The following is a 22,580-nucleotide window of genomic DNA, read 5'->3' as shown; positions in this document are numbered from 1 at the left end:
AAAGAATTCAGATGATAGACAAACTCTCCTGGATCGCGGTTTACCCCGAACTCGTCCTCCTGACCATGGCCTGCGTGATCGCGCTGGTGGACCTGGGCGTCAAGACGCCCCAGCGCACGCTGACCTATGTGCTCACCCTGCTGACGCTGGCCGCGGTGGCCGCCATGGAAGCCGCCTATGCGGTGGGCGGGCAGACTTTCTACGGTTTCGGCAACATGATCGTCAGCGATCCCATGGGCGGCTGGCTCAAGTGTTTTGCCTGTATCACCGTGATGATCACGCTGGTCTACGGCAGGCCTTATGCCGCTGACCGCGAGATGCTGCGCGGCGGCGAATTTTTCACGCTCAGCCTGTTCGCGTTGCTGGGCATGTTCGTGATGATCTCGGGCCACAACTTCCTGGTGATCTACATGGGCCTGGAGTTGCTGACGCTGTCCAGCTATGCGCTGGTGGCCCTGCGCCGCGACAACGCCGTCGCCACCGAAGCAGCCATGAAATATTTCGTGCTGGGCGCGCTGGCTTCCGGCTTCCTGCTTTACGGCCTGTCGATGCTGTACGGCGCGACCGGCTCCCTGGACCTCAACGAGGTGTTCAACGCCATCGCGAGCCGCCAGGTCAAACACCAGGTGCTGATTTTCGGCCTGGTCTTCATCGTGGCCGGCCTGGCTTTCAAGCTCGGGGCCGTGCCTTTCCACATGTGGCTGCCCGACGTTTACCAGGGCGCGCCCACCGCGGTGACCCTGCTGATCGGCGGCGCGCCGCAGCTCGCGGCCTTCGCGATTTGCATCCGCCTGCTGGTCGAAGGCCTGCTGCCGCTGGCGATCGACTGGCAGCAGATGCTGGCCCTGATGGCGATAGGTTCGCTGCTGGTCGGCAACCTGGCCGCCATCGCCCAGTCCAACCTCAAGCGCATGCTGGCGTTCTCCACCATCTCCCAGATGGGCTTTCTGCTGCTCGGCCTGCTGGCCGGCGTGGTCAACGGCAACCAGCTCAACACCGAGTCCGCCTACAGCGCGGCGATGTTCTACGCGCTGACCTATGTGCTGACCACCCTGGGTGCCTTCGGCATCATCATGCTGCTGGCGCGTGCCGGCCACGAGTCAGAAGACATCGTCGACCTGGCCGGCCTGAACCAGCGCAGCCCCCTGTACGCGGGTGTCATGGCCATCAGCATGTTCTCGCTGGCCGGCCTGCCGCCGCTGGTGGGCTTTTATGCCAAGCTGTCCGTCCTGCAGGCCTTGATTTCATCGCAGCAGGGCAGCTACATCGCATTGGCCGTGTTTGCGGTGCTCATGTCGCTGGTCGGCGCGTTTTACTACCTGCGCGTGGTCAAGGTCATGTACTTCGACGCGCCGCTGGCCCACAACGCACAACTGGTCTCCGGCCCGACGGACGCCAAGGTGGTGCTGGCCATCAACGGCGCGCTCATCCTGGTCCTGGGCATGCTGCCCGGCGGCCTGATGACGCTGTGCTCGCAGTCCATCAGCAGCATCGTCAAGTCCCTGGGTTCATGACGCAGACGGCCTCGGTCTGGCTGGTCGTGCTGCTGGCCCTGCTGGCGGCCAACCTGCCGTTTGTCAGCAACCGCCTGTTCGCGGTCTACGCCCTGAATCAGCCCAAGAACCTCGGCATCCGCCTGGGCGAAATGGTGGTCTGGTACCTTCTCGTCGGCGGCCTGGGCTTGTACCTCGAGCAGCGTACCGGCCAGATCGCACCGCAGGGTTGGGAGTTCTACGCCATCACCGGTGCGCTCTTCATCACCTTCGCGTTTCCCGGTTTCACCTGGCGCTACCTCTTCAAGCACCGCCCATGAAAACCACGCCGGACCCTGAGAACGCCGGCAAGCCGGTTGATGATGCGCATCTGGTCGAGACCCGGTTGGCCTCCACGGAGATTTTGAAGGGCCACTTCCTGCATGCCATGCGCGACACCGTCGGCCTCCCCGACGGCAGCCAGGCGACGCGTGAATACATCATCCATCCGGGCGCCGTGATGATCGTGGCCCAGGGCGACGACGGCCGCCTGGTGCTGGAGCGCCAATACCGCTACCCTGTGCGGGCCGTCATGGTCGAGTTCCCCGCCGGCAAGCTCGACCCCGGCGAAGACTCGCTGGCCTGCGCGCAGCGCGAACTGCTCGAGGAAACCGGCTACACCGCGCGTGAGTGGGCCCGGGCCGGTGTGCTGCACCCCGTGATTTCCTATTCCACCGAATTCATCGACATCTGGTTCGCGCGCGGGCTGGTACCCGGCCCGCGCAAGCTCGATGCCGGCGAATTTCTCGACGTCTTCACCGCCACGCCCGCCGAGCTGCTGGCCTGGTGCGCCAACGGCCGGGTGACAGATGCAAAAACCTTGACAGGCGCGCTGTGGCTGCAGAACGTGCTGTCGGGCGCGTGGGCATTGGATTGGCAAGCTGCTGTTTAGCGCTTACGCGGCGATAATCCGCCCATGAAAGTCCTGAATCTCCAATGTTCGCACCAGCATTCGTTTGAAGGCTGGTTTGCGTCCGAAGACGATTTCCAGGCCCAGCTGTCGCGCGGCCTGGTCGAATGCCCGATGTGCGCCGACAAAAGCGTGCAAAAACTCCCGAGTGCGCCGCGGCTCAACCTGAGCGGGCGGCAAGAGCCCGATGCATCCGGCAAACATCTCCCGTCATCTTCGGCAGCCGTGGATGCGGATGAAAGCACCGCGGCACGCAACATGACGGCTGTCGCCGGAACGTCCACCGGCGCAAGCCACGCGCAGCAGGCGGCATTCCTGCAGGCTGTGCGCCATGTGCTGGCCAATACCGAGGATGTGGGAACGCGTTTTGCCGACGAAGCGCGCCGCATGCACTACGGCGAGCAGGAAGCGCGCAGCATTCGCGGCCAGACCAGCGTGCGCGAAGCCGCCGAGTTGCTGGAGGAGGGCATTGACGTGATGCCCTTGCCGCTGCCGGCGGCGCTCAAGGAAACGCTGCAGTAGCCGCTCAGCCGGGCGCGGACATTGCGCTGCGCCGTCGCACCATGCGGCTGGCCGCATACAGGCCCAGGGGGATGGCAACGAAATGCGGCCAGATGAAATAGGCCGGCTCGTAGCTCATCCAGCTGAACGGGCTTTCATCGACGGCCATGGATTCCATCGTGCCGGTCACGACCACGTAGAGCAGCCAGGGCAGGGCGCTGACCGCCACCATGGCGGGCGAAGTGCTTTTGAGCAGCCTGTAGACGGCATTGCCGGCGGCCACCGCGAGCAGGAACATCGGCAGGTGGCGGATGCCGACCAGCGCGAAGGCGGCCCGCAGGTTTTCTTCTTCATAACTTTGCACGGTCCAGCGCGCGATGGCCGGGCCGTCGAGCAAAGGCCCCAGCAGCGCCGCCAGGGCCGCCACCAGCGCGCCCAGAAACAGCGCGGCCGCAGGCACGCGAAAAGCGGCCATCGCAGGCCGCCCGCCAGGGCCGTCGGGCGCGTCGGCCATCAGGGGTAGAGGCCGCGCAGTTCGCGCGTGTGCAGGATGCGCTTGCAGGCCACGATGAAGGTCGCGGTGCGCAGGCTGACCTTCTGGTCTTGCGCCACGTGCCAGACGCCGGCGAAGGCGTCCTTCATGATCTTGACCAGGCGCTTGTTGATTTCTTCCTCGTCCCAGAAGAAGCTGGAGAAATCCTGCACCCATTCAAAGTAGCTGACGGTCACGCCGCCGGCGTTGGCGATCACGTCCGGCAGCACCAGGATATTGCGGTCGTGCAGGATGTCGTCGGCGGCCGGCGTGGTCGGGCCGTTCGCGCCTTCGATGATCATGCGCGCCTTGATGCGTCCGGCATTGGCCGCGGTGATCTGCTGCTCGAGCGCGGCGGGGATCAGGATGTCGCACTCGACGTCCCAGAACGCGTCGTTGGCGATGACTTCAGCTTCTGCAAAACCGGCCACGCTGCCGTTGGCTTCCACATGCCTGAGCAGGGCCGGCACGTCCAGGCCGGCCTCGCGGTAAATCGTGCCGCCGTGGTCCTGCACCGCCACCACGCGCGCGCCGGTTTCGGCAAACAGCTTGCCCGCCACGCCGCCCACGTTGCCGAAGCCCTGCACCGCGATGCGCGAGCTCGCGATGTCCAGGCCGATGTGTTTGGCCGCTTCAACGCCCACGGTGTACACGCCGCGGCCGGTGGCTTCACGGCGGCCCAGCGAGCCGCCCAGGTCGACCGGCTTGCCGGTGACCACGCCGGTCGAGGTGGAGCCGGTGTTCATCGAATAGGTGTCCATCATCCACGCCATGATCTGGTCGTTGGTGTTGACGTCGGGCGCCGGGATGTCCTTGTTGGGGCCGATGATGATGCCGATCTCACTGGTGTAGCGGCGCGTCATGCGCTCGAGTTCGCCGCGCGAGAGCTTCTTGGGGTCGACGCGTATGCCGCCCTTGGCGCCGCCGTAAGGCACGTTCACCGCCGCGTTCTTGACGGACATCCAGGCCGACAGGGCCATCACTTCCGACAGCGTGACGTCCTGGTGAAAGCGCACGCCGCCCTTGCCTGGGCCGCGCGAGACGTTGTGCTGCACGCGGTAGCCCTCGAAGTGGGCCACGGTGCCGTCATCCATGTGGATGGGCACGTCGACGATCAGCACGCGCTTGGGGCGCTTGAGCGTCTCGGCCCAGCGCGCCAGGCTGCCCAGGTGCGGGATGACGCGGTCGACCTGCTGCAGGTAGTTGCCCCAGGGGCCGAGGTTGTCGGCCTGGAGGTAGGAGGGGAGGGGATGGGAGCCGGCGGGGGTGGAGCCGGAGGAGGTGGCGGGGTGTGACATTGAAAAAACTCCTTGTGGGATTTCTTGAGAGGAAAAGTCAATGCACGGAGCTTAAAAGCCTGTTCCCGAATAGTCCAAGGCATTGTGCACCACTATCTATGCAAATAATGCATATCGCCGGCCTTGAGCCTGGCAGCAAGGCCTAGGCGGCCGGATCGACGGGTGCATCACACCGTGAACTGCAGGGCCGCCAGCCGTGCGTACACGCCGCCGCGGTTCACCAGCTCGGTGTGCGTGCCTTGCTCCACCAGCCGGCCGTGGTCCAGCACCAGGATGCGGTCGGCCTGCTGCACTGTGGCCAGGCGATGGGCGATGACCAGCGTCGTGCGGCCCTTCATGGCCGACTCCAGCGCCGCCTGCACCATGCGCTCGCTTTCGGCATCCAGCGCGCTGGTGGCTTCGTCGAGCAGCAGCAGCGGCGCGTTCTTCAGCATGGCCCGCGCGATCGCGATGCGCTGGCGCTGACCGCCCGACAGCCGCACGCCGCGTTCGCCCAGGAAGGTGTCGTAGCCCTCGGGCAAGGCGCTGATGAACTCGTGCGCGAACGCGGCCTGGGCGGCGGCGCGGGTTTCCTCGTCGCTGGCGCCGGGTTTGCCGTAGCGGATGTTCTCGAGCGCGCTGGTGGAGAAGATCACCGCGTCCTGCGGCACGATGCCGATGCGGTCGCGCAGGTCCTGCAGCGACATGTCGGCGGTGCGCACGCCGTCGAGTGCGATGCGGCCCGAAGCCGGGTCGTAAAAACGCAGCAGCAGCTGGAACACCGTGCTCTTGCCCGCGCCGCTGGGCCCGACGATGGCCACGGTTTCGCCGGGCGCCACGCTCAGGCTGAAATCGCTGAGCGCGGCCTGCGCCGGGCGCGACGGATAGTGAAAGTTCACGGCCTCAAACTGGATGGCGCTGCCCGCTTGCGTCAGCCGCGCCGGCACAGGGTTGGGCGGCGAGGTGACGGGTGAGCGCGAAGCCAGCAGCTCCATCAGGCGTTCCGTGGCGCCCGCCGCGCGCAGCAGGTCGCCGTAGACCTCGCCCAGCACCGCCGCGGCGCTCGCCAGGATGATCACGTAGACCACGGTCTGGCCCAGGTGGCCGGCCGAGATGTCGCCGCGCATCACGGCCTGCGTGCCCTGGTACAGGCCCCACAGCAGCGCCGCCGAGGTGGCGATGATGATGAAGGCCACCAGCACCGAGCGCGCCCGCGCGCGCCGCACGGCGGTGTTGAAGGCATTGGTGGTCGACTGGTCGAACCGCGCCGACTCGCGTGCTTCGGCGGTATAGCTTTGCACCACCGGAATCGCATTGAGCACCTCGGCGGCGATGGCGCTGGAGTCGGCCACGCGGTCCTGGCTGGCGCGTGACAGCTTGCGCACGCGCCGGCCGAACCACACCGAAGGCGCGACGATCAGCACCAGCACGCCCAGCACCTGCACCATCAAATAGGGGTTGGTGTAGACCAGCATGCCCAGCGCGCCTATGCCCATCACGGCATTGCGCAGGCCCATGCTCAGTGACGAGCCGACGACGGTCTGCACCAGCGTCGTGTCGCCGGTCAGGCGCGACAGCACCTCGCCGGTCTGCGTGGTCTCGAAGAATTCCGGGCTTTGCCGCACCACGTGGGCATACACCGCGTTGCGCAGGTCGGCCGTCACGCGCTCGCCCAGCCAGCTCACCATATAGAAGCGGCCCGCCGAAAAAAGCCCCAGCGCGGCGGCCACAGCAAACAGCTCGAAGAAGTGCGTGCGCAAGGCCATCAGTTGCTGGCCCTTGTCGGCCGCGCTGAGTCCGCCGTCGATCAGGCTGCGCAGGGCCAGCGGAAACACCAGCGTCGCTACCGCGGCCAGCACCAGGAAGACGGCTGCCAGCAGGATGTGGCCCCGGTAGGGCCGCAGAAAGGGCAAAAGGCCGGAGAGCGAACGCGGGGAGCCTTTGGGGCTCATGGAGGAGGGGAGAGTAGGCATGGGAGGAGTTTAGTCAAAATTAGGGCGATAAATTGCCGAAACAAACACAGCCTTGACATTAATTGCCTAGGCATGTATTATTCGAGCCCATGACTTCCAAACCCACCCGCCCGGAATCCCCCGGTCCCGCACTTTGCGGTTTACCGGCCGATTTCTATTGCGCGGCTGATTACGACGCCGGCCAAAGCACCGGCTACCTGATGCGCCAGATCATCAACAGCGTTTCCCAGCAAGTCGCGCGCGAACTCGAACCCCAGGGCCTGACGAACGCCCAGTGGGTGCCCATGCTCAAGCTCTACCTCCGTAAAGCCTCCACCGTGGCCGAACTCGCGCGTGAATGCCAGCTCGACGCCGGCTCCATGACTCGCTTGCTGGACCGGCTCGAAGCCAAGGGCTTTTGCCGCCGCATCCGCTCCGTCGACGACAGGCGCGTGGTGAACATCGAATTGACCCCCGAAGGTCGCGACGCCGCCAAGGAAATCCCCGCCGTGCTGAGCCGCGTGCAGAACGCCCACCTGGCCGGATTTTCGGTGGAAGAGTGGCAAAACCTCAAAGCCTATCTGCGCCGCATTCTCGAAACCGCGCACACCCTCCAAGCAGCGAATGAACAACATGACAAATAACACCTGTTCCTTTCCCATGGATTCCAATACCTCCGCCAACTCCGTCATTTCCGGCACTGCGCAGCAGAATGCCGGCGAAACCCTGCCGGTCTGGCGCGCCTCCTTCCGTATGGCCCTGGTGGCCGCTGCCAGCGTGGTCGCCGTGGGCCTGATGGCGACCGGCCTCACCGGCTGCGCCGATATGTCCGGCATCGCGCCGCAGTCCAGCCTGCGCGACGCGCCGTCGCTGGGCCTGAAAGCCGATGCCGGTGGGCAGGCCTCGGCGCAGGCACCGCTGGCCGCTGAGTGGTGGCGCGACTTCGGCGACGAGCAGCTCAACACCCTGGTCGCGCAAGCCCTGCAGACCAGCCCCAGCCTCAAGCTCGCCCAGGCCCGCCTGGCGCGCGCGCAAGCCGTCATTGAAGTGGCCGATGCCGCCACCTTGCCGCAGCTCACCGGCCAGCTTGACCTGACCCGCCAGCGCTACACCGCCAATGGCGCGGTGCCGCCGCCGCTGGCCGGCTCCATCCGCGAAAGCGGCACGGCACAGCTCAACGCCAGCTGGGAGCTTGATTTCTTCGGCAAAAACCGCGCGGCGCTCGATGCCGCGCTGGGCAGCGCCAACGCCGCCGAAGCCGACGCCCAGGCCGCGCGCGTGCTGCTGGCCAGCAATGTCGCCCGCACATATTTCCAGCTGGTGCGCCTCAATGAACAAGCCAATGTGGCGCGCCGCACGCTGGCCCAGCGCGAGGAAACCTTGAAGCTGGTGCAGGACCGCGTCAACGCCGGCCTGGACACCCGCCTTGAACTGCGCCAGAGCGAGGGCGGCCTGCCCGAAGCGCGCCTGCAGCTTGAAACCGTGCTGGAGCAGATGGCCCTCACGCGCAACGCGCTGGGCGCGCTGGTCGGCCAGCCCGAGGCCGCCGCCGCGCTGAATCCACCCGCGCAAGCCGCGATCAAAAACGTTGCCGTCGCCGCTACCCTGCCGGCCGACCTGTTGGGCCGCCGCGCCGACGTCGCCGCCGCGCGCTGGCGCGTCGAGGCCTCGACCAGGGACGTGGCCAACGCCAAGACCCAGTTCTATCCCAACATCAACCTCGTCGCCTTCGCCGGTTTCTCCAGCATAGGCCTGGGCAACCTGATGGACTCGGGCAGCCGGCAGTGGGGCGTGGGCCCGGCGCTGCGCCTGCCGATTTTTGACGCGGGCCGACTGCGTGCCAACCTGCGCGGCAAGACCGCCGACCTCGACGCCGCGGTGGAAAGCTATAACGCCGCCGTGATCGACGCGGTGCGCGACGTCGCCGACCAGGTGGCGTCTTCACAGGCGATCACCCGCCAGCAGACCGAGCAGCGCGCCGCCCAGGACGCCGCCGAAAGCGCCTACGAAATCGCCGTGCAGCGCTACAAGGCCGGCCTGGGCAACTACCTCAACGTGCTCACGGCGGAAACCAGCGTGCTGGCCCAGCGCCGGCAGGCGGTGGACCTGTCGGCCCGTGCGCTGGACACGCAGGTGGCGCTGATACGCGCGCTGGGTGGCGGTTACACCCCCGGCCAGGCCGTGCCTGCGGGGCGCCAGGCCCATGCGGCTTTCTGAACAAGACCAGCGATCAACAGGCATCAAAGCGATCACAGGCGATCAATACGCGATCAAAAGTTAACCCAACCCATAACACGCATCATGAACACTCCTGAATCCTCCAATTCCCCAGCGCCATCCGCTTCCCCGACGCCCACACCTGCCGCCGCACCGGTGCCGGCACCCGCAGGCAACCCCAAGCGCAAAAAGGCGCTGACCGCGCTGGCCGCCGTCGTGGTGCTTGCCAGCTTGGGCTGGGGCGCTTATGAATATTTGGTCGCCAGCCATTACGAGTCCACCGACAACGCCTATGTGCAGGGCAATGTGATCCAGATCACGCCGCAGATCAGCGGCACCGTCATGGCCATCATGGCCGACGACACCGATTTCGTGAAAGCCGGCCAGGCACTGGTGCAACTCGACCCGGCCGACGCCAAGGTCGCGCTCGAGCAGGCCGAAGCCGCGCTGGCCCAGGCCGTGCGCCAGGCGCGCACGCTCTACGCCAACAACGGCACGCTGGCCGCGCAGATCGCGCTGCGCGACGCCGATGTGACCAAGGCCCAAAGCGACATCGCGCGCGCCAATGACGACCTCAACCGCCGCCAATCGCTCACCGGCAACGGCGCCGTGTCCAAGGAAGAACTCAACCACGCCCGCACGCAGCTGGACACCGCCAAAAGCGCGCTGGCCGCCGCGCAGGCCGGCGTGGTCGCCGCGCGCGAGCAGCTCGCCAGCAACCAGGCGCTGACCGAAGGCACCAGCATCGAGCAGCACCCCAGCGTGCAGGTGGCTGCCGCCCGGGTTCGTGAAGCTTTCCTCGCCACGCAGCGCGCGGGCCTGCTCGCGCCGGTGGACGGCTACGTCGCCAAGCGCACCGTGCAGCTCGGCCAGCGCGTGGCCGCCGGCACGCCCATGATGTCCATCATCCCGCTCAAGCAGGTCTGGGTCGACGCCAATTTCAAGGAAGTGCAGCTGCGCAACATCCGCATCGGCCAGCCCGTCACCCTGGTGGCCGATCTCTATGGCAAGAAGGTCGAATACAAGGGCACGGTCGCCGGCCTGGGTGTAGGCACCGGCGCGGCGTTCTCGCTGCTGCCCGCGCAGAACGCCACCGGCAACTGGATCAAGGTGGTGCAGCGTGTGCCCGTGCGCATCGCGCTGGACGCCAAACAGCTCGCCGAAAACCCGCTGCGTGTGGGCCTGTCCATGGACGCCGAAGTCGACGTGAGCAACAAGGATGGCAAGACGCTGGCCGACGCGCCGCGCGATGCCGCCGTGGCGCACACCCAGAGCTACGGCACGCAGGACGATGCCGCCGACCGGGACGTGCAGCGCGTGATCGCCGCCAACACCGGCAAGGCCGCGGTGAAGTCGGCCAAGGCCGCCAAGGTGAAGCCAGTACTTCCGGCGGGAGGGGCGGTTTCGCCCGCCCAGGCCGGCGCAGAAGCGCAGACCCTGGCGTTCAGCCACACGCTGTCCCTGGCCGGTAACCGTCCGGCGCGCTAAGCCACCACCGCCCCAGCACGCGCAACCGCGGCAAACCCCCACCGCGGTTTCCACCAGCCCCTTATTCGCAAGGCTTTCATGGCTTCCGCACCTGCTTCCGCTTATGTCCCACCCCCGCCGCTGACGGGCTCCGCGCGCCTGTGGGGGACGCTGGCCCTGTCGGCCGCGACCTTCATGAACGTGCTCGACACGTCCATCGCCAACGTGTCGCTGCCCGCCATCGCCGGTGACCTGGGTGTGAGCCCCAACCAGGGCACCTGGGTCATCACCAGCTTCGGTGTGGCCAACGCGATCGCCGTTCCGCTCACCGGCTGGCTGTCGCAGCGCTTCGGCCAGGTGCGCCTGTTCACGGCCAGCGTCCTGCTGTTCGTGCTCACCTCCTGGCTGTGCGGCCTGGCGCCCAACATGACCACGCTGATTTTCTTGCGCGTGCTGCAGGGCCTGGTCGCCGGGCCCATGATCCCCTTGTCGCAGGCGCTGCTGCTGTCGAGTTACCCCAAGGCGCTCGCGGGGCTGGCCATGGCGCTATGGTCCATGACGACGCTGATCGCGCCGGTCATGGGGCCGCTGCTGGGCGGCTGGATCACCGACAACATCTCCTGGCCCTGGATTTTTTACATCAACATCCCCGTCGGCTTCGGCGCGGCCTTCATCACCTGGAGCATCTTCCGAAAACGTGAAAGTCCCACCAAAAAGCTGCCCATCGATTCCGTGGGGCTGGCGCTGCTGGTGGTGTGGGTCGGCTCGCTGCAGATCATGCTCGATAAAGGCCAGGAGTTGGACTGGTTCCATTCCGGCGAGGTCATTGCGCTAGGCATCATCGCGGTCGTCGGCCTGGCCGCCTTTGTGATCTGGGAGCTCACCGAAGAGCACCCGGTGGTGGACCTGACCCTGTTCAAGAAGCGCAACTTCTGGGCCGGCGCGCTCGCGCTGTCGGTGGGCTACGGCCTCTTCTTCGGCAACGTAGTGCTGCTGCCCCTGTGGCTGCAGCAGTACATGGGCTACACCGCCACGCAGGCCGGCATGGTGCTGGCGCCGGTGGGGGCCTTCGCCTTGCTGCTGTCGCCCGTGGTCGGCAAGAACATTTCCAAGGTCGACCCGCGCCGCTTCGCCGCCTTTGCCTTCATGGTGTTCGCGCTGGTGCTGTGGATGCGCTCCCACTTCAACACCCAGGCCGACTTCCAGACCATCATGATCCCGACCATCATCCAGGGCGTGGCCATGGCCTTCTTCTTCATCCCGCTGGTCACCATCACGCTGTCGGGCATCTCGCCCGAGAAGATCCCGGCCGCTTCGGGTTTGTCGAACTTCGTGCGCATCACGGCCGGCTCCTTCGGCACCTCCATCGCCACCACCATCTGGCAGGACCGTGCCGCCATGCACCATGCGCAGATCAGCGAATACGTGAACCAGGGCAGCACCGCCACCAACAGCGCCCTGGCCGGCCTGGCCGGCGCCGGCCTCACGCCCGACCAGGCCCTGGGCACCATCAACCGCCTGGCCGACCAGCAGGCTTACATGCTCGCGGCCAACGACGTGTTCTATGTGTCGGCGCTGATCTTCCTGCTGCTGATCCCGCTGGTGTTTTTGACGCGGCCTACGCATGCGGGGGCGGGTGGGGCGGATGCGGCTGCGGGAGCGCACTAGGGCGGCGAGAGCCCTAAGCCTTGGCCGCGACCGGCGTATCCACTGGCACCAGGATCGCATTGCCGGTAGCCACCAGCACCAACTCGCCACCGTCCTGCTCGGCAAGCAGCTCCGCACCCGCGAACACCTGCTTGCGACCGGCCTTCACTACACGCCCCCGCGCCACAAAGCCGCGGCCCACGGCCGGCGCCAGGCAATTCACTGAAAAATGCGAAGCTAGCACACGCCCGGCCACAGTAGCTGCGGCATAACCGCAGGCCGTGTCCAGCATGGCGCCTATCAGGCCCGCGTGCAGGTAGCCGGCGTACTGGCCCATGTCGTCCTCCCGCCAGGCCATGCGGATCTCGGCCTCGCCGGCCGCTGCGCGCACGACCTCAAAACCGGCCCAGCGGTTGAAGGAGGCGGTCTGGTTCACTGCCTGCAGGGTGTTCAGGATTGTGGGTTCCGTCATGGCTGGAAATATAGGACCGGCGATGGCGGTTGGCTGTAGCGCGGGCGACAGCCCGGCGGCTGGAAAGATCCGCTGCCTGGGACGCAGGCGTTACCGACCCGTCAAGGCCAGGTAGGCCGCGCGCGTCTCAGGCGATACCGACGCCACCAGTTGCTCCTGCGAGGTCTTGTGCCGCACCAGCATGCGCGCCGAGGCCACGGCTTTCGATTTGCAGAACCAGTGGCAGCTGTGCTGCATCAGAAACAGCTCGGCCGACATTGTGAAGGCCTTGTCCTTGGGCGTGCGCTGGGCGCTGTTTTCCGCAGTCTGCAGGATGCCCTGGGCGTGAATCGCCAGTGCTTTTCGCATGTCGAATGTCAAGCCTGGAAAGAGTTTGGCAACGAAGGGAACGGCAATCGGCAGTTTGCTTGCGCGCGCATCCACCTCGTCGACTTTTGAAAAGCCCGCGGCAAAACGGGTGAACTGTTCGCACAGCTTCAGTTCCGAGCTGGCCAGCTGGTTCCAGACTTGCTCGCGCCGTTCCGGTTCCTTCTCGCCCAGCGCCCGCAGATAGCCGTCGGTCAGGGTCTCCATCAGTTTTTCAATCTGGTACTGGCCGAGGTGGCTGCCCAGCAGGGCGATGCGGCGGCGTTCTTCCGACAGTTTGAGGATGTAGATGGCTATGGCGACGCAGGTCACCAAAGTTAAGAATTCCATTTTTGGGATTGGGGTGGGGCTGTGGGGGAGGTGTCAGTGTAGTCACTCTGTGGGTCTAGGCTTGTTCTTATGGTGTGTCCTTTGCTGAGGCTTGCTGGCCGGGGGTAGCCCGGCGGCTACTCACTTTTAGCGAAACCCGCAAAGCGGGTTTTCTTTTGTTCGCCAAAAGGCGCGCTACGCGCGCGGGGTTTGCTCACTTCGCGAAGCGAAGTTACGCAAACACCAAAAGTAAGCAAAAGAAAAGGCGACCCTGGTTGCTGCGTCCCTCCGCTGCGCTGCGGGCAACCTGCGGTGCTCGGTTCAGGCGGGGTCTCGCTAAACTCGCCTTCGGCTCAGACAACGCGATCCCTTATCCGCCTGAACCTGCGCTCCTCGGCGCATCCACAAGGGGTGGGGAAGGAATACCAATACAGAAGAAACAAGGACTCGCCATGGCGAGTCCTTGTGGTCTTGGTTTGTTCTTTGGTGTTTGTCCCCGCTCCCGTTCCCGATTGCCCCGTCCTGGCTGGGCCGAGGAGCGCAGACGTAGGCGGATCAGGGATCGCGTTGTTTGAGCGAAGCGCAGCGCAGCGAGTTTAGCGAGACCCCGCCGTAGTCGAGCACCGCAGGTTGCCCGTAGCGAAGCGTAGGGGCCCAGACTGCGGGTCGCCTTTCTTTTGCTTACTTTTCTTTGGCGAAGCAAAGAAAAGTGAGTCGCCGCCGGGCGACCCCGGCCAGCCACCCTCAGCAGAGAACACCACCAATCGACTAAGCAGAGCCCTCGGTGCAAGCCGTCAAAGAACAACCTGCTTATCAGCCAACGCCTTCCCCCAAGTCAGCAACCGATAATCCCGATGCTCAGCCACAAAGTAAGGATCGTTCTCCACCAGCTCAACAGCACGTTTCCGAGATTCAACCTCCAGCACCCAAAGCCCACCAACAAAACCCCCACCGGGCGCTTCACGCAAACCGCCCGCGATCAGAATCTCGCTTTCGTGCGCGCGTAGGTAAGCCAGATGCAGCGGTTCACGCTCCTGGCGAACCGCGAGCATGGAAGGCTTGTCGTCAAAGATGGCCACCCATCGCATGGACTTTCTCCTGTTGAATATGTAGAAAGAAGGAAGACTCACATCCGCAACGGCTGCGCATACCCCGTCATTTCCAGATAGCCCATACCGACCACCTTGCCATTGCTGTCGATCAACTCGCTTAACCCTTCCCAGTAGATCGCGCCTGTGGACTGGCGGCTGTCGAGTTCCTGGTTGTCGATGACGGCGCGCACGGTATAAAAGTCAGCGGGGGTGCGCACTATCCATTCCACCGGGTAGCTGGTTTGCGTCAGGGGGCTTTTCCAGTGGCGCACCGGTTTGAAGATCACTTCGCCGCGGCTGAAGGTGTAGAGCCCGCCCTTGGGTGAACGGAAGGAGCCGCCGTCCCACAGCGTGCCGCCGTCCTTGCCGCGCAGCCGGAAGGCGGTGAGGGCGCTGCCGTCGGTGAGGTTCATGCCTATCCAGTCCCAGCCTGCCGCGTCGGGGTGCAGGATTTCCTCGCTCCATTCGTGGTCCAGCCAGGCCTTGCCGCTCACGGCAAAGCTCTGCCCCTTGAGCCGCAGGCTACCGCGTGCCGCGATCTGGGGCTGGCTGTAGTAATAGCTGGCCTGCTTTTCTTCGGGGCCTTTGCGCGACAGGCCTTGCTTGCCTTGCAGCAGCACCTCCTGCGTTTCTTCAAACGCGAGCTTGAGCCCGAAGTCGGTGGACGGAAGTTCGGCGAGGTATTTGCTGCCTTCGGCTTTGAGCGACCAGTCGCGCAGCGTGAGGTCCATGTCGCTTTCAGCCGCGGCAGCCACGCCAAAACCGTCGCGCGCGATGCGCTGGTCGTGCCAGAGTTTTTTGCCCTGCACGTCGGTCAGGGCGGCATGGGCGAAGACCAGTTGTTTGGCGGCGAATTTCGAAGCCATGCCCTGAGTGGCGTCCACGCGCGAACGGAAGAAGGTCAGCTGGAAGCCGAACACGCGTTTGCCTGCTTCGGCGCTGGCCTGGCCCGTGATGTACCACCACTCGGTGCGAAACGCGGGATGCGCGCCGCGGTCGCGCGGGAACACCAATGCTTTGACGGGCAGGGCCTGCGCCGGGCCTGGGGCGGCGCCCCATCCGGTCAGCGCGGCGCCGGCCAGCAGCAAGCTGCGCCTGGGCAGCCGGACGATGGCGTCGCCGAGCCGGGAGCTGCTGGAGGTTTGGAGGGCGGCCATGGCCCCGATTCTCGCAGCAAGCCAGGGCTTGGTGCCCGGCCCTCAATAGCGGCTGGATTGCCAGGACGAGGGCTCGCCGAACAGGGCCGGAATCTCGCTGCGGCCTATGCCCAGGTCGCTCAGCTCATGGCTGCTCATGGCCATCAGCTCGTCCCGCTGCAGGCGGGTGGGCGGCGGCTCACCCGATGCATCGCCGTACGAAGGCCTGAACCAGGTGCCGCCGAACCTGCACAGCGCCGCCGCCAGGCCCGCAAGGCGGTGCAGCCCGGCGCTGAGGCTGAAGACCGGTGTGACGGTGGGAATGGCGGCGGAAGGCATGGGGTGCTCCTTGTGGACTGATGACGGTGTGAGTGAAGCCAGGCGCCCATGGTGCAATTTATTCTGGTATTGTGGAAGTTGAGTTTTCTGATCAAAACTATCAGCATTCCTGATGAGACACCTTATGAAGCATCTTCCATGCGTGAATTGAACCTGGACCAGCTGCGCACCCTAGTGGCCATCACCGACCTGGGCACTTTCTCGGCCGCGGCGCAGGGCCTGCACCTGGCGCAGCCCACCGTCAGCCTGCACGTGAGCGAACTGGAAAGCCGCCTCGGCACGCCGCTGGTGGTGCGCGGCGGCCGCAAGGTCGAGCCCACGCCGGCGGGCGCCGTGCTGGTCGAGCGGGCGCGCCGCCTGCTGCGCGACGCCGACGATGCGGTCGACGCGGTCAAGCGCCACGTTGAGGGCCGCGCCGGCCGCGTGCGCCTGGGCAGCACCACCGGCGTGCTGGTGTATTTTTTGCCGCAGGTGCTCAAGGCCATGGAGTTGGCCCATCCCGACATCGACGTCGAGGTCAGCATCCTGGGGTCGGCCGACACCCTTGAGCGCCTGCTGCAGGGCACGCTGGACGTGGGCCTGGTCGCCACGCCGCCGCCCGCGCAGCGCGGCATGGTGATCACGCACTGGCGCAGTGACCCGATGATGGCTTTTGTGCCCAAACGCTGGAAGGCGCCCAAGCACGCCACGCCGGCCTGGCTGGCCGGCAAGCCGCTGATCTTCAACGAGACGCCGACCCATATGTACCGCATGACCATGGCCTGGTTCGCCGATGCGGGTTTCACGCCGCGCGCGCGCATCGAGCTCAACTACTCCGAGGCCATCAAGAGCCTGGTCGCGGCCGGCTACGGCGCCGCCGTGCTGCCCCGGGAGGAGTCGCAGGAGGAGTCCCACGTGCGGCATGACGTGCAGTTGCTGCCGCTCAAGCCCGCGCTGGTGCGCCACACGGCCATGGTGCACCGGCCGCCGGAAGCGCTGGACGGCGCCACGCGCAACCTGCTCAAGATCCTGGCGAATTTCCGCCAGGCTTAGGCCGTGGCGGTGATGCCGTCCATGCGCCGCGAGAGCTCAGAGCCGCGCCGCTGCAGAAAGCGCGTGAGCTCGGCCGCATAGTCGTCGCGCACGGCTTGCCGCACGGAAGGCCGCTGCGCCAGTGCTGCGCGCCAGGCCAGCACTTTGGGCGTCGCTTCAAAAAAGCCGCATTCACCGAGTGCTTCGAAGACATCGAAATAGCGGAACACCGGACCGAAGACCGCGTCGACGATGCTGAAGGCTTCACCCGAAAAATACGGCCCCTGCACTGGCAGCACCGCCTCCAGTTGGGCGAACTTGCCGGCCAACTCTTCGCGGCGGCTTTGCAGCGCGGCGGCATCGGATGCGTTGTAAAAAGCGCCTATGGTGTTCAGCACACTGGAGCCGAACTCCATCCACGCCCGGTGCCGTGCACGCTGGAGGGCGTCGCCTGGGTGCAGGCGCGGCAGCAGCGTGTCGTCCAGGTATTCGCAGATCACGGCAGACTCAAAAATCGCGTCGTCGCCCGCCAGCAGCACCGGTGTCTTGCCCAGGGGCGACACGGCCTTGAACCAGTCCGGTTTGTCCGCGAGGTCCACGTCGCGGCGCTCAAAGGCCACGCCTTTTTCGGCGAGCACGATGGCCGCGCGCTGGACGTAAGGGCACAGCGTGTGGCTGATGAGGGTCAGTTTCATGGCTTGCTCCCTTGTTTGTTCAACGGAGCACCAGCCACTGGCTGCGGCGTGCCGCCCAGGCGCCGTCGCCGAGCAGCCACTGGGCCAGCGAGGCGACCAGCAGGAAGAGCGGGTATTCCCAGCCGCCCTTGGGGCTGGTGAACACCCAGCCGTTGGGCCAGTGCACCCAGACGACCACCGCCAGCACAGGCGCCAGCAGCAGCGAGGCCTGGCGGCCGTAAAAGCCCAGCAGCAGGGCGGCGCCGCCGGCCAATTCGGCCGCCACCACTGCGTAGGCCATGAAGCCGGGCAGGCCGACCGACTCGAAGAACTGCGCCGTACCGGGCAGCGTGAAGACGAAAATTTTCAGCAGCGCGTGGGTGATCCACATGGTGCCCAGCGCAATGCGCAGCAGCGCGGCGCCATGGCCGGCGGTGGGGTTTTGGGAGGCGAAAGTCGTCATGATGGCAATGCCCGGTCAAGGGCTGGAGTGAAAGGAGCCGCCACTTTACGATTGCAAAAAAGCAATGTAAATTGGCGATCATGAAAGCATTCATTGCAAAACCGCAATACGCGCTCAGCGCCTACGACCTGCAGACCCTGCTGGCGCTGGTGCGCGGCGCCACGCTGGCCGAAGCCGCGCGGCGGTTGGGGGCCGATGCTTCCACGGTGTTCCGCTCGGTGCAGCGCATCGAGAAAAGCCTGGGCCAGCGCCTGTTTGAGCGCTCCCGCCTCGGCTACCTGCCGACCGAGCCCATGCTGGGCCTGGTGCAGCACGCCGAGCGCATAGAGGCCGAGCTGGAAGCCGCGCGCGCCAGCGCGCAGCGGCCGCATGAAGGTGTGGCGGGCCGGGTGCGCCTCACGACCACCGATGCCGTGCTGCGCGGCCTGGTGCTGCCCTCGCTCAAGCCGCTGCTGGCGCAGCACCCCTTGCTGCAGCTGGACCTGCGAACCGGCAACGAACTCGCCAGCCTGAGCCGGCGCGACGCCGACCTGGCGCTGCGCGCGACACGCAAGCCGCCCGACCATCTTGTGGGGCGCAAGCTGGGCACGGTGCGTTTTGTGCTGTGTGGCCTGAAGGCGCAGGCCAAGGCCTTGTCATCGGCGAAGAAGCCGCAGGCGATGGACGTGCTCGCCGGTTTTGACTGGGTAGCGCCCGATGAGTCGCTGCCCGAACATCCCTCGGTGCTGTGGCGGCGCAAGCAACTGCCCAAGGTCACGCCGCGCCATTACGCCGATGGCATTGTGGCGGTGATGGACGCGATCAAGGCGGGGTTGGGGGTGGGCATCGTGCCCGTGTTCATGCTGGCCGGCGAGCCGTCGTTGGTGCCGCTGGGCGAGACGCTGACCGACTGCGAGTCAGACCTGTGGCTGCTGGCGCACGCCGAATCGCGCCACCTGCGCCGCATTGCAGTGGTCTACGACCATTTCGCGGCCAGCGTGCGCCTGGCCTGAGCTGTTCGGCAAATTCAAAAAACTCAAAACGAGCGGCCCGCGCCGGACGTCCTGAAGACCACTTCGCCGCTGGGAATATGGACCACGCGCACTTCCTGTCGGGTGGGGTCGGCGACACTTTTGACGGCGACGGCGACTGCCAGCGAGTAGTCGGCGTAGAGATGCTGGGAATTGGCGTGCAACAGGCTGCCCTGCACAGGGTCGACGTTTTCAATGCGGTAGTCATGTGGCGGTGCTTTGACGAATGCCATGGTGAAGACCTCTTTGACGTGATTTCGATTTCTTGGCTGGTTCTCCATGGTAGAAGCGCAGAGGGGCGCTGTGATGACAATTGCGGGTCAAAAGCGTGAGTTTGAGTAAGCAAAAGAAAGCGCCTTCACAGGAAGGCGCCGGCATTGGAAAAAACTAAAACTTTGGTTCTGTTGATCGCTTGGTTTTCAGTGCAGGCCCTGGCTCGGGTCGCGCTCCGACAGTTCCAGCTTCTTCATTTCGACGGCCACCGACTTGAGCATTTCCAGCGCGGCCTCGGGCGTCTGCACGATGCCCAGCCAGCCGAAAAGGTGGTGGCGCAGGAACAGCAGGATCTTGCCGGTCAGCGGGTCGCAGGCGACCCAGTGGCGCGGCGTGTAGCAGGGCTCCAGTGCGCACAGCGGCGGGCAGTCCAGCGGGTAGGGAGGGTTCAGCTCGGCACGCAAGCCGGCCATGTTGGTCACCAGGTCTTCGAGTTCTTCGGCCTGCAGGGTCAGCGGTTGCTCGAGCGACAGCGTCACGCTGCCGTCCCCGTTACGGGTGGCCAGCAGGCCGCGGGCCAGCCGTGTGGCGGAGTGCGCAGGGGCCGGTAAGGGGCCGGCCATGCCGGGGCGGGCATTGGCGTGGGGCGGGGAATTGACGGTTGTGGGGGTGGTCATCGCGTGCTCCCATGCGTGAAGGGATAAAAGAAGAGGCGAGGTCCTCATGGGAGCCAGTGTGCGGCGCGGGGTGCCCGGGCAGCGTGGGAGACCGGCCTTGCCCGCTGTAGGACGGCACGGGAGTGTGTACCCAGCCGTTCCCTGATGGCTCCGCGTATAGGCGCCGAGGCCTACCAGTCTTCCTTGACCGCCAGCACCGCATCCTTGCCGGCCGCGGCGCGTCCGGCCAGCCAGGCGGTCAGCGTGCCCGCCACCACCACGGCTGCGCAGAGCAGGCCCAGGCGCAGCCAGGGCAGCATCAGGTCCATGGTCCAGTGAAAGCTTTGCGGGTTCACCACATAGACCAGCACGGTGGAAACCGCCAGCCCCAGCGCCAGGCCGGCCAGCGCGCCGGTCAGCGTCCAGGCCGCGCCTTCGCCGGCCACCACGGCCAGGATCTGCCGACGCGTCAGGCCCAGGTGGGCCAGCAGGCCGAACTCCTTGCGGCGCGCCAGCACTTGCGCGCTGAAGCTGGCCGCCACACCGAAGAGGCCGATGGCGATTGCTACCCCCTGCAGCCAATAGGTCACCGCGAAGCTGCGGTCGAAAATTTTCAGCGAGGTCGCGCGCAGCTCGCTGACCGAGGCCAGCTCCAGCATCGCGCCCGCGCCCGACTGCCGTTCAGCCAGCGCGCGCACCGCCTGCTGCACCTGGGCATCGCCCGCGCTGCCGTCCAGCCACAGTGCCAGGTCGTTGGCGCGGCGGTCGCCGGTCAGGCGCTCGAAGTCCTTCCGGTCCATCGCGATGGCGCCGAACTGGCGTGCGTAGTCGCGCCAGACGCCGGCCACGTAAAACGGCGGTGCCGCCGCCGTGCCGGCGCCGGCCTGCAAGGACTGCGACAGTGGCTGAAAGACGCTGCCTGGGCGCGCGCCATACAGGTCCACCATGGGCTCGCTCACATAGATGCCCACATGCCCGGGCGGCACCGGCAACAGCCGCCCTACAAGAGGCAGTGCGGTGGCAGGGTCTTCCAGCGGGCGCGCGACCAGCGTGACGGCCGGCCTCGCCGGGTCGAGCAACAACTGGACGGTGCGCGCCGCGCCCACGCGCGCCACGCCGGGCAGGCCGGCCAGGGCCTGCACGAACTCGGGCGAGAAATACGCGGTGTCGCTGGCCGAGCTGCCCAGTGCCGTGCGCACATAGAGGTCGGCCGGCAGCACCACGTCCAGCCAGCGCGTGACCGATTCGCGAAAGCTCGCCACCATCACCGTCAGCGCCACCGCCAGGCTCAGCGAGGCCACCACGCCGCTCACGGCCACGGCCGCGCTTTCGCGCACGCGGCGCGCGCGCTCCACCGCCAACAGCGGCAGGAGGCGGTTGGTGACATGCGGGCTGAGCCTGTCGTAGAGCAGCGCGATCAGCCAGGGCAGGGCCGTGATGCCGCCCACCAGCAGCAAGCCCACGGACACATAGGCCGCCAGCGGAATGCCGAACAGCGGCGGGACCAGCGCCAGCAGGCCGCCCGCCGCGATCAGCGCGATGCTGAGCCAGTGGCCCTTGCCGCCGCCGGCGCTCGCGCCCAGGCCTTTAAGCGTTTGCGCGGGCGGCAGCTTCTGCGCGGCCCGCGCCGGCCACCAGCCGCCCACCGCCGCGGCCAGCACGCCCAGCGCGCCGTAGGTGAAAGCCGCCGCGCCGTTCCACTGCAGGCTGGGCGCGACGCCGGAAAAATAGCCGCCGCCCAGGTCGCCGCCCAGCAACCGCAGCGCCAGCGCGGCCAGCGCCGTGCCCAATGTGATGCCCAGCACGCTGCCGGCCAGGCCCAGCAGCACCGACTCGGCCAGCACCAGCTGCAGGCGCTCGCGCCCCGTCAGTCCCAGCACACCCAGCAAGGCGAACTGCTGCGCGCGCTTGGCCACGCTGAGCGAGAGCACCGAAAAGACCAGGAAGGCGCCGGTGAACAGCGCCACCAATGCGAGTACTGTGAGGTTGACGCGGTAGGCGCGCGAGAGGTTGCTGACGCGCTCGGCCGCGTCGCCCGGCGCGGTAGCCGTGATGCCGGGCGGCAGTTGCAGCGATGCGATGAAACGCCGCGCCTCGGCGCCCGGCTTGAGCCGCAGGTCTATGCGCGAAAGCTGGCCGCCCCTGCCGAACAGGTCTTGCGCGGCAGCGATGTCCATCACGGCCAGCGGCCCGCCGCCCGCTCCCACGCTGCCGGCCACGCTCACCTCGCGCAGTTCGAGGCCGCTTTGCAGGCGCAGCGAAGGGCCGTTGAACAGCTGCCGCGCGGCCGGGTTCAGGAACACCTGGCCCGGCGCGAACAGCGCGAAGCGCCCTGCATCGGTAGCCGGCACGGGCATCAGGGCCGGCGCCATGGCGGCCACCGCCAGGGCATCCACGCCGATGATGCGCAGCGGCTGGCGTTCGGCCTTGCCGCTCGCAGACGCGGTGAGCGCATAGGTGCTGAGCTCGAGCACCGGGCTGGCCAGGGCCACCTGCGGGTCGGCAGCCGCGCGGCGGTACAGGTTCTCGTCAAAGCCGCCCTGCACGGCGCGCAGCTCCAGGTCGGGCTGGCCGTTGACGGCGCGCACCGCCTGGGAGAATTCGCTGAGCGCCGAGGCGTTGATCAGCTGCACCGAAAACGCCAGCGCCACACCCAGCATCACGGCCGCCACCGCCGCGGCGTTGCGCCAGGGGTGGTGTTGCAATTCCCGCCAGGAGAAACTAGAGAGCAGGGCGCGCATCGCCTCATTGTGCCTTCAGCGCCGCAGCCAAGGCGAAATCAGGCATCTGTATCGGTACAGAAAA

The 22,580-nt window shown here is 66.4% G+C and carries 23 protein-coding genes; 10 read left to right on the top strand and 13 right to left on the bottom strand.

Annotated elements, in window-relative coordinates; genetic code table 11:
* Positions 1-11: 11 nt before the first annotated feature.
* Genes nuoN through ACSQ27_RS09850 form a run of 4 tightly spaced genes read left to right on the top strand, consistent with a single transcriptional unit; the run spans position 12 to position 2,964 of the window.
* Positions 12-1,514, top strand: a complete 1,503-nt coding sequence (nuoN, locus tag ACSQ27_RS09865; RefSeq protein WP_436155265.1) for an NADH-quinone oxidoreductase subunit NuoN — start codon at positions 12-14, stop codon at positions 1,512-1,514.
* On the top strand, positions 1,511-1,813 hold the full coding sequence (locus tag ACSQ27_RS09860; protein ID WP_436155264.1) for a DUF2818 family protein: 303 nt from the start codon (positions 1,511-1,513) through the stop codon (positions 1,811-1,813). Before nuoN ends, ACSQ27_RS09860 begins: the two co-directional genes overlap by 4 nt.
* On the top strand, positions 1,810-2,424 hold the full coding sequence (locus ACSQ27_RS09855) for an NUDIX domain-containing protein (RefSeq protein ID WP_436155263.1): 615 nt from the start codon (positions 1,810-1,812) through the stop codon (positions 2,422-2,424). The genes ACSQ27_RS09860 and ACSQ27_RS09855 overlap by 4 nt, the downstream gene beginning before the upstream one ends.
* Positions 2,425-2,448: 24 nt before the next feature.
* Positions 2,449-2,964: a DUF1178 family protein gene (locus ACSQ27_RS09850; RefSeq protein WP_436155262.1), complete on the top strand. Its 516-nt coding sequence runs from the start codon at positions 2,449-2,451 to the stop codon at positions 2,962-2,964.
* Between the two features lie 4 nt (positions 2,965-2,968).
* Here the strand turns inward: ACSQ27_RS09850 and ACSQ27_RS09845 are convergent, their stop codons facing one another.
* The 3 genes from ACSQ27_RS09845 to ACSQ27_RS09835 all read right to left on the bottom strand — a co-directional run bounded on the left by ACSQ27_RS09845 (position 2,969) and on the right by ACSQ27_RS09835 (position 6,725).
* Positions 2,969-3,457: a hypothetical protein gene (locus ACSQ27_RS09845; RefSeq protein WP_436155261.1), complete on the bottom strand. Its 489-nt coding sequence runs from the start codon at positions 3,455-3,457 to the stop codon at positions 2,969-2,971.
* Positions 3,457-4,773 carry a Glu/Leu/Phe/Val family dehydrogenase gene (locus ACSQ27_RS09840; protein ID WP_436155260.1) on the bottom strand — a complete coding sequence of 439 codons (1,317 nt, stop codon included), beginning with the start codon at positions 4,771-4,773 and terminating at the stop codon, positions 3,457-3,459. Before ACSQ27_RS09840 ends, ACSQ27_RS09845 begins: the two co-directional genes overlap by 1 nt.
* Positions 4,774-4,940: 167 nt before the next feature.
* Positions 4,941-6,725, bottom strand: coding sequence for an ABC transporter transmembrane domain-containing protein (locus ACSQ27_RS09835; RefSeq protein WP_436155259.1), 1,785 nt, complete (start codon positions 6,723-6,725; stop codon positions 4,941-4,943).
* A gap of 89 nt (positions 6,726-6,814) precedes the next feature.
* Between ACSQ27_RS09835 and ACSQ27_RS09830 the strand changes: the two genes are divergently transcribed.
* The 4 genes from ACSQ27_RS09830 (at position 6,815) to ACSQ27_RS09815 (ending at position 12,056) form a co-directional block, all read left to right on the top strand.
* The gene (locus ACSQ27_RS09830; RefSeq protein ID WP_436155258.1) at positions 6,815-7,348 is read left to right on the top strand and encodes a MarR family winged helix-turn-helix transcriptional regulator; all 534 of its coding nucleotides are present in this window, start codon (positions 6,815-6,817) and stop codon (positions 7,346-7,348) included.
* Positions 7,349-7,457: 109 nt separating this feature from the next.
* Complete coding sequence (locus tag ACSQ27_RS09825; protein ID WP_436155431.1) at positions 7,458-8,921, top strand: efflux transporter outer membrane subunit; 1,464 nt, start codon at positions 7,458-7,460, stop codon at positions 8,919-8,921.
* An 84-nt stretch (positions 8,922-9,005) separates the two neighbouring features.
* Positions 9,006-10,409 (top strand): HlyD family efflux transporter periplasmic adaptor subunit, encoded by a 1,404-nt coding sequence (locus ACSQ27_RS09820; RefSeq protein WP_436155257.1) that lies wholly within the window; start codon positions 9,006-9,008, stop codon positions 10,407-10,409.
* A 78-nt stretch (positions 10,410-10,487) separates the two neighbouring features.
* The gene (locus ACSQ27_RS09815) at positions 10,488-12,056 is read left to right on the top strand and encodes a DHA2 family efflux MFS transporter permease subunit (protein WP_436155256.1); all 1,569 of its coding nucleotides are present in this window, start codon (positions 10,488-10,490) and stop codon (positions 12,054-12,056) included.
* A 13-nt stretch (positions 12,057-12,069) separates the two neighbouring features.
* On the opposite strand, the gene ACSQ27_RS09810 is transcribed toward ACSQ27_RS09815, so the two are convergent.
* The 5 genes from ACSQ27_RS09810 to ACSQ27_RS09790 form a co-directional block, all read right to left on the bottom strand.
* Positions 12,070-12,507 carry a PaaI family thioesterase gene (locus ACSQ27_RS09810; protein WP_436155255.1) on the bottom strand — a complete coding sequence of 146 codons (438 nt, stop codon included), beginning with the start codon at positions 12,505-12,507 and terminating at the stop codon, positions 12,070-12,072.
* A 90-nt stretch (positions 12,508-12,597) separates the two neighbouring features.
* The gene (locus ACSQ27_RS09805) at positions 12,598-13,203 is read right to left on the bottom strand and encodes a hypothetical protein (RefSeq protein WP_436155254.1); all 606 of its coding nucleotides are present in this window, start codon (positions 13,201-13,203) and stop codon (positions 12,598-12,600) included.
* A 773-nt stretch (positions 13,204-13,976) separates the two neighbouring features.
* Positions 13,977-14,270: a YciI family protein gene (locus tag ACSQ27_RS09800; protein ID WP_436155253.1), complete on the bottom strand. Its 294-nt coding sequence runs from the start codon at positions 14,268-14,270 to the stop codon at positions 13,977-13,979.
* A gap of 38 nt (positions 14,271-14,308) precedes the next feature.
* Positions 14,309-15,430, bottom strand: a complete 1,122-nt coding sequence (locus ACSQ27_RS09795; protein WP_436155252.1) for a lipocalin-like domain-containing protein — start codon at positions 15,428-15,430, stop codon at positions 14,309-14,311.
* 42 nt (positions 15,431-15,472) lie between these two features.
* A complete protein-coding gene (locus ACSQ27_RS09790) occupies positions 15,473-15,748 on the bottom strand; it encodes a DUF1127 domain-containing protein (protein ID WP_436155251.1) in 276 nt (91 codons plus the stop codon).
* A 138-nt stretch (positions 15,749-15,886) separates the two neighbouring features.
* Between ACSQ27_RS09790 and ACSQ27_RS09785 the strand changes: the two genes are divergently transcribed.
* Complete coding sequence (locus ACSQ27_RS09785; RefSeq protein ID WP_436155250.1) at positions 15,887-16,780, top strand: LysR family transcriptional regulator; 894 nt, start codon at positions 15,887-15,889, stop codon at positions 16,778-16,780.
* Here ACSQ27_RS09785 and ACSQ27_RS09780 read toward each other — a convergent pair.
* A complete protein-coding gene (locus ACSQ27_RS09780) occupies positions 16,777-17,454 on the bottom strand; it encodes a glutathione S-transferase family protein (protein WP_436155249.1) in 678 nt (225 codons plus the stop codon). The two genes, ACSQ27_RS09785 and ACSQ27_RS09780, sit on opposite strands and share 4 nt — an antisense overlap.
* A 19-nt stretch (positions 17,455-17,473) precedes the next feature.
* On the bottom strand, positions 17,474-17,896 hold the full coding sequence (locus tag ACSQ27_RS09775) for a DoxX family protein (RefSeq protein ID WP_436155248.1): 423 nt from the start codon (positions 17,894-17,896) through the stop codon (positions 17,474-17,476).
* Positions 17,897-17,976: 80 nt separating this feature from the next.
* Here ACSQ27_RS09775 and ACSQ27_RS09770 point away from each other — a divergent pair, with 80 nt between their 5' ends.
* Complete coding sequence (locus ACSQ27_RS09770; protein WP_436155247.1) at positions 17,977-18,888, top strand: LysR family transcriptional regulator; 912 nt, start codon at positions 17,977-17,979, stop codon at positions 18,886-18,888.
* Between the two features lie 23 nt (positions 18,889-18,911).
* On the opposite strand, the gene ACSQ27_RS09765 is transcribed toward ACSQ27_RS09770, so the two are convergent.
* The 3 genes from ACSQ27_RS09765 to ACSQ27_RS09755 all read right to left on the bottom strand — a co-directional run bounded on the left by ACSQ27_RS09765 (position 18,912) and on the right by ACSQ27_RS09755 (position 22,516).
* The gene (locus tag ACSQ27_RS09765; protein WP_436155246.1) at positions 18,912-19,139 is read right to left on the bottom strand and encodes a hypothetical protein; all 228 of its coding nucleotides are present in this window, start codon (positions 19,137-19,139) and stop codon (positions 18,912-18,914) included.
* A 186-nt stretch (positions 19,140-19,325) separates the two neighbouring features.
* Positions 19,326-19,796: a hypothetical protein gene (locus ACSQ27_RS09760; protein ID WP_436155245.1), complete on the bottom strand. Its 471-nt coding sequence runs from the start codon at positions 19,794-19,796 to the stop codon at positions 19,326-19,328.
* Between the two features lie 170 nt (positions 19,797-19,966).
* Positions 19,967-22,516, bottom strand: coding sequence for an FtsX-like permease family protein (locus ACSQ27_RS09755; RefSeq protein ID WP_436155244.1), 2,550 nt, complete (start codon positions 22,514-22,516; stop codon positions 19,967-19,969).
* Positions 22,517-22,580 lie beyond the last annotated feature (64 nt).

The sequence above is a fragment of the Polaromonas sp. LjRoot131 genome (genome assembly GCF_964252805.1).
In the GTDB taxonomy this organism is placed as follows: Bacteria; Pseudomonadota; Gammaproteobacteria; order Burkholderiales; family Burkholderiaceae_C; genus Polaromonas.
Note: the sequence above shows the minus strand (reverse complement) of the source record. Positions and strands in the feature narration are given on the sequence as shown.

Bases quoted from the DNA above. Each gene is read 5' to 3' on its own strand.
- ACSQ27_RS09835 (WP_436155259.1), bottom strand. From the start codon at position 6,725: ATGCCTACTCTCCCCTCCTCCATGAGCCCCAAAGGCTCCCCGCGTTCG.
- ACSQ27_RS09850 (WP_436155262.1), top strand. From the start codon at position 2,449: ATGAAAGTCCTGAATCTCCAATGTTCGCACCAGCATTCGTTTGAAGGC.
- nuoN (WP_436155265.1), top strand. From the start codon at position 12: ATGATAGACAAACTCTCCTGGATCGCGGTTTACCCCGAACTCGTCCTC.
- ACSQ27_RS09755 (WP_436155244.1), bottom strand. From the start codon at position 22,516: ATGCGCGCCCTGCTCTCTAGTTTCTCCTGGCGGGAATTGCAACACCAC.
- ACSQ27_RS09805 (WP_436155254.1), bottom strand. From the start codon at position 13,203: ATGGAATTCTTAACTTTGGTGACCTGCGTCGCCATAGCCATCTACATC.
- ACSQ27_RS09815 (WP_436155256.1), top strand. From the start codon at position 10,488: ATGGCTTCCGCACCTGCTTCCGCTTATGTCCCACCCCCGCCGCTGACG.
- ACSQ27_RS09810 (WP_436155255.1), bottom strand. From the start codon at position 12,507: ATGACGGAACCCACAATCCTGAACACCCTGCAGGCAGTGAACCAGACC.
- ACSQ27_RS09820 (WP_436155257.1), top strand. From the start codon at position 9,006: ATGAACACTCCTGAATCCTCCAATTCCCCAGCGCCATCCGCTTCCCCG.
- ACSQ27_RS09845 (WP_436155261.1), bottom strand. From the start codon at position 3,457: ATGGCCGACGCGCCCGACGGCCCTGGCGGGCGGCCTGCGATGGCCGCT.
- ACSQ27_RS09855 (WP_436155263.1), top strand. From the start codon at position 1,810: ATGAAAACCACGCCGGACCCTGAGAACGCCGGCAAGCCGGTTGATGAT.
- ACSQ27_RS09860 (WP_436155264.1), top strand. From the start codon at position 1,511: ATGACGCAGACGGCCTCGGTCTGGCTGGTCGTGCTGCTGGCCCTGCTG.
- ACSQ27_RS09785 (WP_436155250.1), top strand. From the start codon at position 15,887: ATGCGTGAATTGAACCTGGACCAGCTGCGCACCCTAGTGGCCATCACC.
- ACSQ27_RS09825 (WP_436155431.1), top strand. From the start codon at position 7,458: ATGGCCCTGGTGGCCGCTGCCAGCGTGGTCGCCGTGGGCCTGATGGCG.
- ACSQ27_RS09770 (WP_436155247.1), top strand. From the start codon at position 17,977: ATGAAAGCATTCATTGCAAAACCGCAATACGCGCTCAGCGCCTACGAC.
- ACSQ27_RS09765 (WP_436155246.1), bottom strand. From the start codon at position 19,139: ATGGCATTCGTCAAAGCACCGCCACATGACTACCGCATTGAAAACGTC.
- ACSQ27_RS09790 (WP_436155251.1), bottom strand. From the start codon at position 15,748: ATGCCTTCCGCCGCCATTCCCACCGTCACACCGGTCTTCAGCCTCAGC.
- ACSQ27_RS09840 (WP_436155260.1), bottom strand. From the start codon at position 4,773: ATGTCACACCCCGCCACCTCCTCCGGCTCCACCCCCGCCGGCTCCCAT.
- ACSQ27_RS09780 (WP_436155249.1), bottom strand. From the start codon at position 17,454: ATGAAACTGACCCTCATCAGCCACACGCTGTGCCCTTACGTCCAGCGC.
- ACSQ27_RS09760 (WP_436155245.1), bottom strand. From the start codon at position 19,796: ATGACCACCCCCACAACCGTCAATTCCCCGCCCCACGCCAATGCCCGC.
- ACSQ27_RS09800 (WP_436155253.1), bottom strand. From the start codon at position 14,270: ATGCGATGGGTGGCCATCTTTGACGACAAGCCTTCCATGCTCGCGGTT.
- ACSQ27_RS09830 (WP_436155258.1), top strand. From the start codon at position 6,815: ATGACTTCCAAACCCACCCGCCCGGAATCCCCCGGTCCCGCACTTTGC.
- ACSQ27_RS09775 (WP_436155248.1), bottom strand. From the start codon at position 17,896: ATGACGACTTTCGCCTCCCAAAACCCCACCGCCGGCCATGGCGCCGCG.
- ACSQ27_RS09795 (WP_436155252.1), bottom strand. From the start codon at position 15,430: ATGGCCGCCCTCCAAACCTCCAGCAGCTCCCGGCTCGGCGACGCCATC.